The following is a 13,621-nucleotide window of genomic DNA, read 5'->3' as shown; positions in this document are numbered from 1 at the left end:
GATGAGCTTTTTTAAAAAATTAAAAGAGAAAATCACGAAACAGACAGACTCCGTCTCTGAAAAATTTAAAGATGGTCTTGAAAAAACAAGAAATTCCTTCTCAAATAAAGTGAACGAACTCGTCTCCCGCTACCGAAAAGTCGACGAGGATTTCTTCGAAGAGCTTGAGGAAGTGCTGATTGGCGCTGACGTAGGTTTTACAACCGTCATGGAGCTGATTGATGAGCTCAAAAAAGAAGTGAAGCTGAAAAACATCCAGGATCCTCAGGAAGTGCAGTCCGTCATTTCTGAAAAGCTTGTCGACATTTATAACAGCGGCGACGAACAGATTTCTGAATTAAATATTCAGGACGGGCGCCTGAACGTTATTCTGCTTGTCGGGGTAAACGGCGTCGGAAAAACGACAACGATCGGAAAACTTGCCCATAAGCTGAAGAATGAAGGCAAATCCGTTGTGCTCGCTGCCGGAGACACCTTCAGAGCCGGGGCGATTGAACAGCTTGAAGTGTGGGGGGAGCGTACAGGCGTGCCTGTCATTAAACAGGCTGCCGGAAGCGACCCTGCTGCGGTTATTTATGATGCCGTACACGCGGCTAAAGCAAGAGGAGCGGATGTGCTGATTTGTGATACGGCCGGCCGCCTTCAGAATAAAGTAAACTTAATGAAAGAGCTTGAAAAAGTCAAACGCGTCATCGAACGCGAAGTGCCTGAGGCTCCGCATGAGGTTCTCCTTGCGCTGGACGCGACGACAGGCCAAAATGCGATGGCGCAGGCGAAAGAATTCTCCAAAGCGACGAATGTGACGGGTATCGCGTTAACGAAGCTTGACGGCACCGCAAAAGGCGGTATCGTCCTGGCGATCCGCAATGAGCTTCACATCCCCGTGAAACTGGTCGGCCTCGGAGAAAAGGTTGACGATCTCCAGCGGTTTGATGCAGAATCTTACGTATACGGTCTCTTTTCTGATTTAGTTGAAAAAGCCGAGGATTAATGAATAAAAAACGAGTATAAAATGGACGGTTTTATACTCGTTTTTTTATACGCATTGATAGATCGGAATGGAGGGGGCAATTGTTGGACAAATGGCTGAAAGCTGAATTGGAAAGTAAGGTCGGAGCGATAAACCATATGTCGCTGTTGGATGAACAGGGAGGCACTTCAACCGTTCGAAAAATAGTGGCCGGCCAAGACGCATTTCTGCTGAAAAGTTCTTTTCAACAGAAGTATCGGGAATGGTTAATGAGAGAAGCCTTCGTTTTACAAAAACTGACGGAAACTCGTCGTCTGCCTGTTCCTATTTATTATGGGATGATACAGGAACAGCATGCCAGCCATATCATCATGTCATTTGAGGATGGAATCACCCTGACTTCGGCTTTAAGAAAAGCAAAAGGGGATACTGAAAAGAAAAAGCTGATCAAAAGTTTCGGCCAGTTTCTGCAACGTCTGCATGAAACCGAAATGGTCCCTGGTTTACAGCCGGAATCAGACTGGCTCGATCTGCAAATCAAACGAGCCGGGGAATATGTCAAAAAAGGACAGGCTGAAGGAAGTGCAGAGCTTTTGAAGGAATTGGACAGGTACAGGCCTGTTCCTGTTCAGCAGACAATGATACACGGTGACTGCACGACTGATAATGTGCTGGTGAAAGACGGAGAGGTCTATCTGTTTATCGATGCTGCGGGAATATCGGCGGGAGATCCGCGATATGATGAATCATTAGCGATCAGTCATTTTGTCACAAACGAAGCATGCCTCAATGCTTTTTACGAAGGCTATTGCCGCTATCGTGTATCAAAACAAGAATTCGAGTATTTTAACGACGGTCTATATGAATTTTTTTGAAAAAACTTATTATGTAAAAAGAGCATCATGCTTTGACAAGATAAAAACTTGACACACGCTCTGAAACCATGTAAACTAAGTTTTTGTAAAGGGATTTGACTTAACAAAGGGGAGAGCTCAAATGTCGCTCGAAAAAACGACGAGAATGAACTATTTATTTGACTTCTATCAGTCGTTGCTGACGTCAAAACAAAAGAGCTATATGTCGCTTTATTATCTGGACGATTTCTCCCTTGGTGAAATAGCCGAAGAGTATGACGTTTCAAGGCAAGCCGTTTACGATAACATCAAACGGACTGAAGCGATGCTTGAACAATATGAAGAAAAACTGCTCCTTTTTAAAAAGTTTCAGGAGCGTAAAGAAATGTTTACAAAGCTGAAAGAGCTTGCTTCCGGGTTGCAGGAAGAGGAAAAAATGACGGCTCTGATTGAAGCGCTTGAGAAATTAGATTAGGAGGCGGCAAACAATGGCATTTGAAGGATTAGCCGACCGACTGCAAAAGACGATTTCAAAAATCCGCGGAAAAGGAAAAGTCAGCGAACAAGACGTAAAAGAGATGATGCGTGAAGTTCGTCTTGCGCTTCTTGAGGCTGACGTTAACTTTAAAGTCGTAAAGGATTTTGTGAAAAAAGTAAGTGAACGGGCTGTCGGACAGGACGTTATGCAGAGTCTGACACCCGGTCAGCAGGTTATTAAAGTCGTAAAAGAAGAGCTTACCGAGCTGATGGGCGGCGAAGAAAGCAAAATTGCCGTCGCCAAACGCCCGCCGACCGTTATTATGATGGTCGGGCTCCAAGGTGCCGGTAAAACGACAACCACGGGGAAGCTTGCCAACCTGCTGCGCAAAAAACATAACCGCAAACCGCTGCTCGTGGCTGCGGATATTTACCGCCCCGCCGCGATTAAACAGCTGGAAACCCTGGGGAAACAGCTTGATATGCCGGTCTTTTCGCTTGGCGATCAGGTCAGCCCGGTGGAAATTGCCAGACAGGCGATTGAAAAAGCGAAGGAAGAGCATCATGATTATGTGATTTTAGACACCGCCGGACGGCTGCACATCGATCATGAACTGATGGATGAGCTCTCCGGCGTAAAGGAAGTCGCAAATCCTGAGGAAATTTTCCTTGTCGTCGACTCAATGACCGGTCAGGATGCGGTAAACGTCGCCAAAAGCTTTAATGACCAGCTCGGTTTAACGGGTGTCATTTTAACAAAGCTTGACGGGGATACCCGCGGAGGTGCGGCGCTTTCTATCCGCGCGGTCACCGAAACGCCGATTAAATTCGCCGGAATGGGAGAAAAGCTCGATGCTCTTGAAGCGTTCCATCCTGAACGGATGGCATCCCGGATTCTCGGAATGGGTGACGTGCTGACCTTGATTGAAAAAGCTCAGGCGACTGTTGATGAAGACAAAGCCAAAGAGCTTGAGCAGAAAATGAGAACGATGAGCTTCACATTGGATGATTTTCTGGAGCAGCTCGGCCAGGTCCGAAACATGGGGCCTCTTGACGAACTGCTGCAAATGATGCCCGGCGCAGGCAAAATGAAAGGCTTAAAAAACATCCAAGTCGATGAAAAACAGCTGAATCATGTGGAAGCGATCATTAAATCAATGACTGTTCTTGAAAAAGAACAGCCGGATGTCATTAACGCCAGCCGGCGGAAGCGGATTGCCAAAGGAAGCGGAACATCCGTTCAGGAAGTCAACCGTCTTTTAAAGCAGTTTGAGGAAATGAAAAAAATGATGAAGCAGATGACCAACATGACAAAAGGGAAGAAAAAAGGCTTTAAATTACCTTTTATGTAATCGGTTATACATGATAAAACCGTTGTTAAGAAAAAACACTTTACAAACACTTTTATCATTGTTAATATACTATCTTGTTGAAATATTTTCGGAGGTGCTAGTAAAATGGCAGTAAAAATTCGTTTAAAACGTATGGGAGCAAAAAAATCTCCTTTCTATCGTATTGTTGTAGCAGATTCTCGTTCACCGCGTGACGGCCGTTTCATCGAAACAGTCGGCACATACAACCCGGTTGCAAAGCCGGCTGAAGTGAAAATCAACGAAGAGCTTGCTCTTAAATGGCTTCAAACAGGAGCTAAACCTTCTGATACAGTCCGCAACTTGTTCTCAAGCCAAGGAATTATGGAAAAATTCCACAACGCTAAACAAGGCAAGTAATGACTGATCAGAACTTGGAAGATTTGATTGTCAGCATTGTGGCTCCGCTTGTCGACCATCCGGAAGACATAACGGTCACAAAGGAAGAGACTGATCAAAAGATTGCGCTGCGCTTATCTGTCAATAAGTCAGATACCGGTAAGATTATCGGAAAGCAAGGCCGGACTGCAAGAGCGATTCGAACCGTCGTTTTTGCAGCTGGCGCACAGTCTTCTAAGAAAGTTCAATTTGAAATATTTGACTGAAAAAGGGAGAGGGCCGGCACCTCCCCTTTTTTTACACGTAAAAAAGGCAAATGAACAGAAATATGTTGGAAGAGTGGGGAGTCTGGTCCTATGCAGATTATTCACAGGGTAACCGTTATGCAGGTTCTGACCGAGCAAAGCAAGGAAAAGCTTTTGGCCTCTTTTGCAGAAAAAAAGCAAACGCTTGAACGAGAATGCAGCCAGCTCTATTTTCAGCTTAGAAAACATGAAAAAGATCAGCAGAATCCCGATGTAGCGGAATCTTTTAAAAAAGCCATTGAGAAAAGACAAGACAAAATCAAAATGATCGATTTCCAAATAAGCCAGACAGAGTCGCTCCCGCTTGGAAGCGAAGTGAAGGAAAAGGAGATCGATGCGCTGCTTTCAATCAATGTCGGTGATAACTGGCATGAAAAAACAGCGGCAAATACCATCGTCATAAAAGACGGGGTAGTAATTGAAATCCGCCCGAGGTGATAATATGACAAACAGATGGTTTAATGTAGGCAAAATTGTAAATACCCACGGCATTAAAGGCGAAGTGCGGGTCATTTCTAAAACGGACTTTGCCGAAGAACGGTACAAGCCCGGCAATACGCTCTATTTGTTTGCGGAAGGGGCTGCGGAGCCAATTAAAGTAACGGTCAGCGCCCACAGGCTTCACAAGCAGTTTCACCTGCTGCAATTCAAAGAAATGCCGAGTCTCAATGAAGTCGAACACCTAAGAAACATGGTGATCAAAGTCCCTGAAGAAGACTTGGGAGAGCTTGAAGAAGATGAATTTTATTTTCATGAAATCATCGGCTGCGAGGTTGTGTCAGAAGACGGGGAACTGATCGGCACAGTGAAGGAAATCTTGACGCCAGGGGCTAATGACGTATGGGTGGTTGCAAGAAAAGGCAAAAAAGATGCGCTCATTCCGTATATTGCTTCCGTGGTAAAGGATATTAATATAAATGAGAAGAAAATTAAGATTCATGTAATGGAAGGGTTAATAGACGAATGAAAATCGACTTTTTAACACTGTTTCCCGAAATGTTTCAAGGGGTGCTCGGCTCCTCCATTCTGCAAAAAGCACAGGAAAAAGAGGCTGTCCGTTTTGACGTCATCAATTTCCGGGCTTTTTCGGATAATAAACACCAAACGGTTGATGATTACCCGTACGGCGGGGGAGCCGGGATGGTGTTAAAGCCGCAGCCTGTATTTGATGCGGTTGAAAAGCTGACAGCCGGTACGGACGCCAAGCCGCGCATTATTCTCGTCTGCCCGCAAGGTGAGCGTTATACGCAGAAGAAAGCCGAGGAGCTGGCACAAGAGGAACATCTCATGTTTATTTGCGGACATTATGAAGGGTATGATGAACGGATCCGGGAACATCTTGTCACTGATGAAATCTCCATCGGGGATTTTGTGCTGACCGGGGGAGAGCTCCCTGCCATGATGATTGCCGACAGCGTTGTCAGGCTTTTGCCGGGCGTCCTCGGAAAAGAAGCATCCCACGTGGAGGATTCCTTCAGCACGGGGCTTTTAGAGCATCCGCACTATACGAGGCCTGCAGATTATAGAGGCTTAAAAGTGCCTGAGACCCTTCTGTCGGGCAACCATGCAAAAATACAAAAATGGCGCAATAAAGAATCAATCAGAAGAACCTTTTTAAGACGTCCCGATCTTCTTGAAAACTATCCTCTCACTGATGAGCAAAGAAAATGGATTTCCGAGTGGGAAAACGAATAGATTCTATTGCGCAGGCGGTGAAGATATGATAAGATACTACTTGTGGCTTAAGGAGGCTTATCCTTCAGAAGCTTGAAAACGATGTTCCGCTGTGCCTTGCAGTTGTGGCCAAGAGCATCTGTTGGAAGGAGTTGAAAACGATGCAAAAACTAATTCAAGATATCACAAAAGAACAGCTTCGCACTGATCTTCCTGCGTTCCGTCCTGGTGACACTTTACGTGTACACGTAAAAGTTGTTGAGGGTAATCGTGAGCGTATCCAGATCTTCGAAGGTGTTGTGATCAAGCGTCGTGGTGGTGGAATCAGCGAAACGTTCACAGTTCGTAAGATTTCTTACGGTGTTGGCGTTGAACGTACATTCCCTGTACACACACCAAAAATCGCGAAAATCGAAGTTGTACGTTACGGTAAAGTACGTCGCGCTAAGCTTTACTACCTGCGTGAACTTCGCGGAAAAGCGGCTCGTATTAAAGAAATCAGACGATAATGATAACGAACGAAAAGAGCTTGTTACCCGTAACAGGCTCTTTTTTTATATGAAATTTGTAAAAGCAGAACAAGCAACGTAAAATACATAAGAGATCATCGGAACATCCGGTTCCGGTAAATAAGGCAGGTGTCGAAGTCACATGACCATTCAATGGTTCCCAGGCCATATGGCTAAAGCGAGACGGGAAGTAACAGAAAAACTGAAATTAATTGATATCGTATACGAATTGGTGGATGCGAGAATCCCGATGTCATCGAGAAATCCGATGATTGAGGAGATTTTAAAGAATAAGCCGCGCATTATGCTTTTAAATAAAGCCGATAAGGCGGATGCGGCTGTGACTGCTCAGTGGAAGGACCACTTTCAGGAACAGGGCATTCCCTCTCTTTCAATAAACTCCGTTAACGGGCAGGGACTGCATCAAATCGTGCCGTCATCGAAAGAGCTGCTGAAAGATAAGTTCGATAAAATGAAAGCAAAAGGTGTTAGGCCAAGAGCAATCCGCGCATTAATCATCGGCATTCCGAATGTCGGCAAGTCTACGCTCATTAACCGGCTGGCCAAAAAAAACATTGCCAAGACGGGAGACAGGCCCGGCATTACCACTTCACAGCAGTGGGTAAAGGTAGGCAAGGAATTAGAGCTGCTCGATACACCGGGAATTTTATGGCCTAAATTTGAAGATGAGCTTGTCGGCTTGCGTCTGGCGATCACCGGGGCGATTAAAGATACGATTATCAACCTGCAGGATGTGGCCGTCTTCGGGCTGCGCTTTCTGGAAGAGCATTATCCCGACCGCTTGAAGGAGCGCTACGGACTTCAGGAAATCCCTGAGGATATCGCCGCTCTTTTCGACGCGATCGGTGAAAAACGCGGCTGTTTGATGGGCGGCGGAATGGTTGACTATGATAAAACAACGGAAGTCATCATTCGGGACATCCGGACGGAAAAATTCGGCAGGCTTTCATTTGAAACACCATCAGAATAAAGACGCGCAGCGATGCGGGTCTTTATTTTTTCCGCAGAATACCGATATACATAATGTAAGGGAGAAGAGAACGTGAATACATTAACCGTAAAAAGCGTAAAAGAACGCCTGCAAGAGGTCAGGGACGAAAGCGACCCCTTCCTTGCCCAATGTGAGAAAGACCCGAGAAAAAGCGTACAGACGCTTTTAGAGCAATGGCTGAAAAAGCACGCGAAGGAAAAAGCTCTTAAAGAGCAATGGCTGAACATGACGGCATACGAAAGACTGTCATCCAAAAAGGGCTTCCGCCTGATTGCGGGTGTTGACGAAGCCGGAAGAGGGCCGCTTGCCGGACCGGTTGTCGCCGGCGCCGTCATTTTGCCGGCAGAATGCGAGATTCTCGGTCTCACGGACTCGAAGAAATTGTCGGAAAAGAAGCTCGAGGAGTATTACAGCCGGATCACGGAAGAAGCGGCGGCTGTAGGAGTCGGCATTGTCCATGCGGACGTCATTGACCGGATCAACATTTATGAGGCCGCGAGACTGGCGATGGTAAAAGCCGTCAATGCTTTAACGGAAACACCTGATTATCTGCTTGTTGATGCCATGACCCTTCCGCTTGACATTCCGCAGTCATCAGTTATAAAAGGGGATGCCAAAAGCGTGTCAATTGCCGCCGGAGCCTGCATCGCAAAAGTAACGCGGGACCGTCTCATGGCTGAGTACGCCAAAACCTACCCCATGTACGGCTTTGAAAAAAATAAAGGCTACGGAACGAAAGAACATCTTGAAGCTCTTCAGGCATACGGACCGACAACTATTCACCGAAAAACGTTCGCTCCCGTTCAATCTTATTGTTAGAAAAGAGGCTTAAGACATGAACATAAGCGGCGAAATCCAAGCGGCTTTCAGACAGCTGACGGCGGAAATCCCTCCGGACCGGCAAGACGGCGGTAAAGACAGCGGCGCTCAAAGGCTGCTGTTAGGGAAGGTTCTCCGTTTGCTGGACGATCAAAGCGCCCTTATCCAAATCGGCGGCCGGACGATGCAGGGAAAACTTGAAACCGCCCTTCGTCCGCAGGCGTATTACTGGTTTTCTTATGACAAACAGCCGGCGGAAAAAACAGGCCGGCTTCATGTCATTGACCAATTCGAAGGAAGCCCGAAAACCGTTCAGGAAGCGGCGGGAAGACTGTTAAACGCTCTTTCTGTCAAACCAGGCCCTGTGTCTCTGCAGATTGCCGAAACGTTTATGCAGCAGAAGCTGCCGATGACGGAAAACAGCCTCAAAGCTTGCATCCGCTGGGCTGAATCGCTTCCGGCCGCCGAATTGAAAAAAGCGGCGGAAACAATCGTATTTGCGCTGAAACGGGAACTGCCCGCACATCCGGAAGTCTTGTCAGCCATTCATGCCGTTAAATATCCGGTTCCGACCCGGCGCCTCCTCTCAGGACTGCTTCAGGCAATCAATCAGGCTCCGCAATCGGCAAAAGAGCTGTCTGTGCTCAAAGAGGCGGTTTCTGACGTGTTAAACGCGGAAACGGATCTTCATGCAGAACGTCTCCTGAAGAAGCTTGCCGAGGCTGCACGCATGCCGCTCTCAGAAACCGGGCTGATGGATGAAGGAGAACGGACGGAATCAAAACAATCACCATTTGTCCGAGAGACTCGTGAAAACGGAAAGGCAGTCTCAAGCCAGCCTTCTCCTCCGAGTGCACGGGCAAATCCGGAACTGCCTGAAAAAACGGCAAAACAGATTATAGAGAAATTAATGACATCGGCAGAAAAAACTGAAAACCGTCCCGTAAAAGTAACGGCGGAGATCATTAAGGCTTTCATTTCTCAAGAAAAAACATTTAAAACAGCACCTGTTCTTCAAAACGCACAACTGACAGAACAGGAGGCGGCTGTTTTCGAAAAAGCCGCTCAGCTCACCGAATTGAAATATGCAGAAAAACATGATGTATTAAGCCTTTTGCAGAAAATCAAAAAAGGACTGGGCACACGTGATGAATTATCATTCATTACAGCGCTTGAAAAAGGCGTGTCTCCGCAGCCGGAGAAACAAGCGCTGAAAACAGCCCTCCAAGCCGTCCGGACGCTTCAAGAAGCGCCCCAATCCGTTAAACAAGAGGCGGAACCGCTTATTCATAAATTAAACGGCCAGCTGTTTATTGAGCAGCATAACCCTTCTTTTACGCAGATGGTGCTGTCATTTCCGCTGGGAGCGTCCGCGTATGAGAATGACATCACAGTTCTCTTTAAAGGACGGAAGAAGCCGGACGGAAAACTCGATCCGTCACATTGCAGGCTCCTGTTTTTGCTGCACCTTGAAACACTGCAAGAAACCGTTGTGGACTGCATGATTCAGCAAAATGTAATGACCATTACGGTTGAGACTGATTTTGAGCTTCAGGCGGCCATCGACCCTCTCGTACCGGCTTTAAAAGAAGCCGTAAAAGAAACGGGCTTCAGCCTGTCAGGCGTCACGGCTAAAAAACGGCGCCCGAAAGACCAGAGCGCTCTTGTGGAAGAGTTTATAGAAAAAGACGGCGGAAGAAAAGTGGATGTGAAAATATGAAAGAGCAAACGCCGTTAAGAAGAGCTGTCGCCCTGCATTACGACCGGCAGAAAGACCAAGCCCCGAAGGTTGTCGCAACAGGCAGGGGGCACGTGGCGGAAAATATTATAAAAGAAGCTGAGAAGGCTGGGGTTCCCATTCAGGAAGACAGAACCCTTGTCGAATTAATGCGCCATTTGACGGTTGACGATCAGATACCGGAGGCGCTTTATGAAACCGTTGCCGAAATTTTTTCATTTGTTTACAAACTGGACGAAACCCTGAAAAACGAAAAATAAGGACCATTCATTTCCCGGACTCCGTTTAAATTTATATTTTCAATAAAATAAAAGTTAGAATGTTTGGAAGGATATAAAGATTTTGTTTTGAACCCTAGACAATTCTTCCAGTATTATATAGAATGAAAGCGCAGTCTATTTTTAGTTTTGCTACATAAGTTAGGAGGATGGGAAATGAATATCCATGAGTACCAGGGAAAAGAAGTCCTCAGAAAATACGGGGTGTCTGTTCCTGAAGGTAAAGTGGCTTTTACAGCAGAGGAAGCAGTTGAAAAAGCAGAGAGCCTGTCAAGCTCGGTTTATGTCGTAAAGGCGCAAATCCATGCTGGCGGCCGCGGCAAAGCTGGTGGGGTAAAGATTGCAAAAACAAAAGATGAAGTGAAAGAGTATGCCGAAGAACTGTTAGGCAAGACGCTCGTCACACATCAAACGGGTCCGGACGGACAAGTAATAAAACGCTTACTTATTGAAGAAGGCTGCGATATTAAAAAGGAATACTATGTCGGGCTTGTACTTGACCGCGCTACTTCAAGAATCGTTTTAATGGCGTCTGAAGAAGGCGGAACGGAGATTGAAGAAGTAGCGGAAAAAACACCTGAAAAAATTAAAAAAGCGGTAATTGATCCGGCTGTCGGCCTTCAGGGCTATCAGGCAAGGGAAATTGCATTCGCAATTAACATCCCGAAAGAGCTTGTCGGCAAAGCCGCTAAATTTATGCTCGGTTTATATAAAGCATTTGTTGAGAAGGACTGCTCCATCGCCGAGATCAACCCTCTCGTCGTTACGGGGGACGGAAACGTCATGGCGCTGGATGCTAAGCTGAACTTCGACAGCAATGCGTTATACAGACAAAAAGACATTATGGAATACAGAGATTTAGATGAAGAAGATCCGAAAGAAATCGAAGCGTCAAATTACGATTTAAGCTACATTTCCCTTGATGGAAATATCGGCTGTATGGTAAACGGCGCGGGTCTTGCAATGTCTACTATGGATATCATTAAACACTACGGCGGAGAACCTGCAAACTTCCTTGATGTCGGGGGTGGCGCAACCGCAGAAAAAGTTACGGAAGCTTTTAAAATCATTCTTTCCGATCAAAACGTAAAAGGAATTTTCGTCAATATTTTCGGAGGCATCATGAAGTGTGATGTCATCGCCGAGGGCGTTGTTGAAGCGACGAGACAAGTCGGATTGACATTGCCGCTGGTCGTGCGCCTTGAAGGGACAAACGTAGATTTAGGAAAGAAAATCCTGAATGAATCAGGCTTAAACATCACATCTGCGGAATCAATGGCAGACGGCGCACAGAAAATAGTATCCTTAGTTTAGGAAAGAATGAAAGGCAGGGGACCAGATAATGAGTGTTTTTATCAATAAAGATACAAGAGTTATTGTACAGGGGATTACAGGTTCTACCGCTTTATTTCATACAAAGCAGATGCTGGAATACGGCACGAATATCGTTGGCGGTGTAACACCTGGAAAAGGCGGAACGGAAGCGGAAGGCGTACCGGTATTCAATACGGTCGCAGAAGCGGTTCATACAACGGGCGCAGATGCGTCAGTTATTTACGTGCCGGCTCCGTTTGCGGCGGACGCAATTATGGAAGCGGTTGACGCGGAAATTGATCTTGTCATTTGTATCACTGAGCACATTCCGGTTTTGGACATGGTGAAAGTGAAGCGCTTTATGGAAGGCAAGAAAACGAGATTAATAGGGCCGAACTGCCCTGGTGTTATTACACCTGAAGAATGCAAGATCGGCATTATGCCGGGATACATTCATAAAAAGGGCCATGTAGGCGTTGTGTCCCGTTCAGGAACATTGACATACGAGGCCGTCCATCAGCTTTCAGAAGCCGGCGTAGGCCAATCTACCGCTGTAGGGATCGGCGGCGATCCGGTCAACGGCACGAACTTTATTGACGTGTTAAAAGCGTTCAACGAAGATCCTGAAACACATGCAGTCATCATGATCGGAGAAATCGGCGGCACAGCTGAAGAAGAAGCGGCTGAGTGGGTGAAAGCGAACATGACGAAGCCTGTTGTCGGCTTTATCGGCGGTAAAACCGCGCCTCCGGGAAAACGCATGGGCCATGCGGGCGCCATCATCTCCGGAGGAAAAGGCACGGCAGAAGAAAAAGTCAAAACGATGAACGCCTGCGGAATTGAAGTCGCGGAAACCCCTTCTGTAATGGGTGAAACGCTGATTAAGGTGTTAAAAGAAAAAGGCTTGTTTGAAACGTGCAAAACTCACTGATCGAAGCAGGGGCAGCCGTAACGGCTGTTCCTGTTTTTGCTGAAAAAAAGAGGAGGTTTCCAGATTTGGATCAAGCATCGCGCTGTTTAATGGTCTGCAGTATTAATCAAATCATTTCCCCGTCTCTTCTATTAAAATGGTGGAAAGCTGATCACTCTCTGTCTTTTTTACCGAATCCGCATCCATTAACTGTTTTATCAGAAGGGAAAACAGCCCCGGAAGCAATTTTTCGGGAAATAGAGCGCAAGGATCCGGAACTTGATGAAGTTCTGTCCGATTACCGCCGCGAAGGCATTACTGTCATTCCGATTTCATCAAGCCGCTATCCAACATGGCTTAAAGCGATTTATGATCCGCCGGCTGTCTTGTATGCAAAAGGGAACACGCTGCTTCTTGAAAAAGGCAGAAAAATCGGGATTGTAGGAACGCGGAAACCGACGGAAGACGGAATAAAAGCGGTTGGGCATCTTTCCGCCGAACTCTCAAAAAAAGGCTGGGTCATTGTAAGCGGGCTTGCATCCGGTATAGACGGATTGTCTCATAAGGCGAGCATCAGGGCAAAAGGGCTTACGATCGGCGTGATAGCCGGCGGATTCCATCACATCTATCCCCGGGAAAATCTCCTGTTAGCAGAATACATGGCTGAACACCATCTCCTACTCTCAGAACATCCTCCTGAAACAAAGCCGAAAAAATGGCACTTTCCGATGAGAAACCGCATAATCAGCGGACTAAGTGAAGGAATTGTGGTCGTGCAGGGAAAAGAAAAAAGCGGTTCATTAATCACAGCTTACCAGGCTCTCGATCAAGGCAGAGAGGTATTTGCCGTTCCGGGTTCCATATTTAATCCATATTCCGGAGGACCTATAAAACTCATTCAAGAAGGGGCGAAAGCTGTATTATGCGCAGAGGATATTGACGGAGAGCTGACCGCCCGATGCGTTCAGTATACGGAACCCTTTTGAAATATCGTTTGACAAACGGTATTGTAATATTTAATAATAGTGAGGATTTAAAGTTGCACATTATTT

General features: G+C 46.4%; 17 protein-coding genes. All 17 read left to right on the top strand.

Annotation, left to right across the window (positions count from 1 at the left end; genetic code table 11):
- The first annotated feature begins 1 nt into the window (after position 1).
- On the top strand, positions 2-991 hold the full coding sequence (gene ftsY / locus ABK447_RS12560; protein WP_003154301.1) for a signal recognition particle-docking protein FtsY: 990 nt from the start codon (positions 2-4) through the stop codon (positions 989-991).
- Between the two features lie 83 nt (positions 992-1,074).
- On the top strand, positions 1,075-1,845 hold the full coding sequence (locus tag ABK447_RS12555) for a phosphotransferase family protein (protein WP_072589091.1): 771 nt from the start codon (positions 1,075-1,077) through the stop codon (positions 1,843-1,845).
- A 121-nt stretch (positions 1,846-1,966) separates the two neighbouring features.
- On the top strand, positions 1,967-2,299 hold the full coding sequence (locus ABK447_RS12550; protein WP_003154299.1) for a putative DNA-binding protein: 333 nt from the start codon (positions 1,967-1,969) through the stop codon (positions 2,297-2,299).
- Between the two features lie 13 nt (positions 2,300-2,312).
- Positions 2,313-3,653 (top strand): signal recognition particle protein, encoded by a 1,341-nt coding sequence (gene ffh / locus ABK447_RS12545; RefSeq protein ID WP_025284722.1) that lies wholly within the window; start codon positions 2,313-2,315, stop codon positions 3,651-3,653.
- 105 nt (positions 3,654-3,758) lie between these two features.
- The gene (gene rpsP / locus ABK447_RS12540) at positions 3,759-4,031 is read left to right on the top strand and encodes a 30S ribosomal protein S16 (protein ID WP_003154296.1); all 273 of its coding nucleotides are present in this window, start codon (positions 3,759-3,761) and stop codon (positions 4,029-4,031) included.
- Entirely contained in the window at positions 4,031-4,276 is a 246-nt protein-coding gene (locus tag ABK447_RS12535; protein WP_007611392.1) for a KH domain-containing protein, read from the top strand. The genes rpsP and ABK447_RS12535 overlap by 1 nt, the downstream gene beginning before the upstream one ends.
- 90 nt (positions 4,277-4,366) lie before the next feature.
- Positions 4,367-4,753, top strand: coding sequence for a YlqD family protein (locus tag ABK447_RS12530; protein ID WP_003154291.1), 387 nt, complete (start codon positions 4,367-4,369; stop codon positions 4,751-4,753).
- Positions 4,754-4,757: 4 nt separating this feature from the next.
- Positions 4,758-5,282, top strand: a complete 525-nt coding sequence (gene rimM, locus ABK447_RS12525; protein ID WP_003154290.1) for a ribosome maturation factor RimM — start codon at positions 4,758-4,760, stop codon at positions 5,280-5,282.
- Complete coding sequence (gene trmD / locus ABK447_RS12520) at positions 5,279-6,010, top strand: tRNA (guanosine(37)-N1)-methyltransferase TrmD (RefSeq protein ID WP_007409764.1); 732 nt, start codon at positions 5,279-5,281, stop codon at positions 6,008-6,010. The genes rimM and trmD overlap by 4 nt, the downstream gene beginning before the upstream one ends.
- Positions 6,011-6,150: 140 nt before the next feature.
- Complete coding sequence (rplS, locus tag ABK447_RS12515; protein WP_003154288.1) at positions 6,151-6,498, top strand: 50S ribosomal protein L19; 348 nt, start codon at positions 6,151-6,153, stop codon at positions 6,496-6,498.
- 142 nt (positions 6,499-6,640) lie between these two features.
- Entirely contained in the window at positions 6,641-7,489 is an 849-nt protein-coding gene (ylqF, locus tag ABK447_RS12510; RefSeq protein ID WP_007409766.1) for a ribosome biogenesis GTPase YlqF, read from the top strand.
- A 72-nt stretch (positions 7,490-7,561) separates the two neighbouring features.
- On the top strand, positions 7,562-8,329 hold the full coding sequence (locus ABK447_RS12505) for a ribonuclease HII (protein WP_007611398.1): 768 nt from the start codon (positions 7,562-7,564) through the stop codon (positions 8,327-8,329).
- Between the two features lie 16 nt (positions 8,330-8,345).
- Positions 8,346-10,049 (top strand): hypothetical protein, encoded by a 1,704-nt coding sequence (locus ABK447_RS12500; protein ID WP_052827416.1) that lies wholly within the window; start codon positions 8,346-8,348, stop codon positions 10,047-10,049.
- On the top strand, positions 10,046-10,327 hold the full coding sequence (locus ABK447_RS12495) for a FlhB-like flagellar biosynthesis protein (protein ID WP_015239847.1): 282 nt from the start codon (positions 10,046-10,048) through the stop codon (positions 10,325-10,327). Before ABK447_RS12500 ends, ABK447_RS12495 begins: the two co-directional genes overlap by 4 nt.
- A gap of 174 nt (positions 10,328-10,501) precedes the next feature.
- Positions 10,502-11,659 carry an ADP-forming succinate--CoA ligase subunit beta gene (gene sucC / locus ABK447_RS12490; RefSeq protein ID WP_094031703.1) on the top strand — a complete coding sequence of 386 codons (1,158 nt, stop codon included), beginning with the start codon at positions 10,502-10,504 and terminating at the stop codon, positions 11,657-11,659.
- Positions 11,660-11,687: 28 nt separating this feature from the next.
- A complete protein-coding gene (gene sucD / locus ABK447_RS12485; protein WP_003154281.1) occupies positions 11,688-12,590 on the top strand; it encodes a succinate--CoA ligase subunit alpha in 903 nt (300 codons plus the stop codon).
- A 65-nt stretch (positions 12,591-12,655) separates the two neighbouring features.
- Complete coding sequence (gene dprA, locus ABK447_RS12480) at positions 12,656-13,555, top strand: DNA-processing protein DprA (protein ID WP_094031704.1); 900 nt, start codon at positions 12,656-12,658, stop codon at positions 13,553-13,555.
- Positions 13,556-13,621: the final 66 nt, after the last annotated feature.

Origin of the sequence: Bacillus sp. hwrm1 (assembly GCF_040207805.1) — a bacterium.
Taxonomy (GTDB): Bacteria; Bacillota; Bacilli; order Bacillales; family Bacillaceae; genus Bacillus; species Bacillus velezensis.
The sequence above is the reverse complement of the archived record's forward strand: the minus strand, read 5'-3'. Positions and strand labels throughout refer to the sequence as shown.

Bases quoted from the DNA above. Each gene is read 5' to 3' on its own strand.
- ftsY (WP_003154301.1), top strand. From the start codon at position 2: ATGAGCTTTTTTAAAAAATTAAAAGAGAAAATCACGAAACAGACAGAC.
- ABK447_RS12550 (WP_003154299.1), top strand. From the start codon at position 1,967: ATGTCGCTCGAAAAAACGACGAGAATGAACTATTTATTTGACTTCTAT.
- ffh (WP_025284722.1), top strand. From the start codon at position 2,313: ATGGCATTTGAAGGATTAGCCGACCGACTGCAAAAGACGATTTCAAAA.
- rpsP (WP_003154296.1), top strand. From the start codon at position 3,759: ATGGCAGTAAAAATTCGTTTAAAACGTATGGGAGCAAAAAAATCTCCT.
- ABK447_RS12535 (WP_007611392.1), top strand. From the start codon at position 4,031: ATGACTGATCAGAACTTGGAAGATTTGATTGTCAGCATTGTGGCTCCG.
- ABK447_RS12530 (WP_003154291.1), top strand. From the start codon at position 4,367: ATGCAGATTATTCACAGGGTAACCGTTATGCAGGTTCTGACCGAGCAA.
- rimM (WP_003154290.1), top strand. From the start codon at position 4,758: ATGACAAACAGATGGTTTAATGTAGGCAAAATTGTAAATACCCACGGC.
- trmD (WP_007409764.1), top strand. From the start codon at position 5,279: ATGAAAATCGACTTTTTAACACTGTTTCCCGAAATGTTTCAAGGGGTG.
- rplS (WP_003154288.1), top strand. From the start codon at position 6,151: ATGCAAAAACTAATTCAAGATATCACAAAAGAACAGCTTCGCACTGAT.
- ylqF (WP_007409766.1), top strand. From the start codon at position 6,641: ATGACCATTCAATGGTTCCCAGGCCATATGGCTAAAGCGAGACGGGAA.
- ABK447_RS12500 (WP_052827416.1), top strand. From the start codon at position 8,346: ATGAACATAAGCGGCGAAATCCAAGCGGCTTTCAGACAGCTGACGGCG.
- ABK447_RS12495 (WP_015239847.1), top strand. From the start codon at position 10,046: ATGAAAGAGCAAACGCCGTTAAGAAGAGCTGTCGCCCTGCATTACGAC.
- sucC (WP_094031703.1), top strand. From the start codon at position 10,502: ATGAATATCCATGAGTACCAGGGAAAAGAAGTCCTCAGAAAATACGGG.
- sucD (WP_003154281.1), top strand. From the start codon at position 11,688: ATGAGTGTTTTTATCAATAAAGATACAAGAGTTATTGTACAGGGGATT.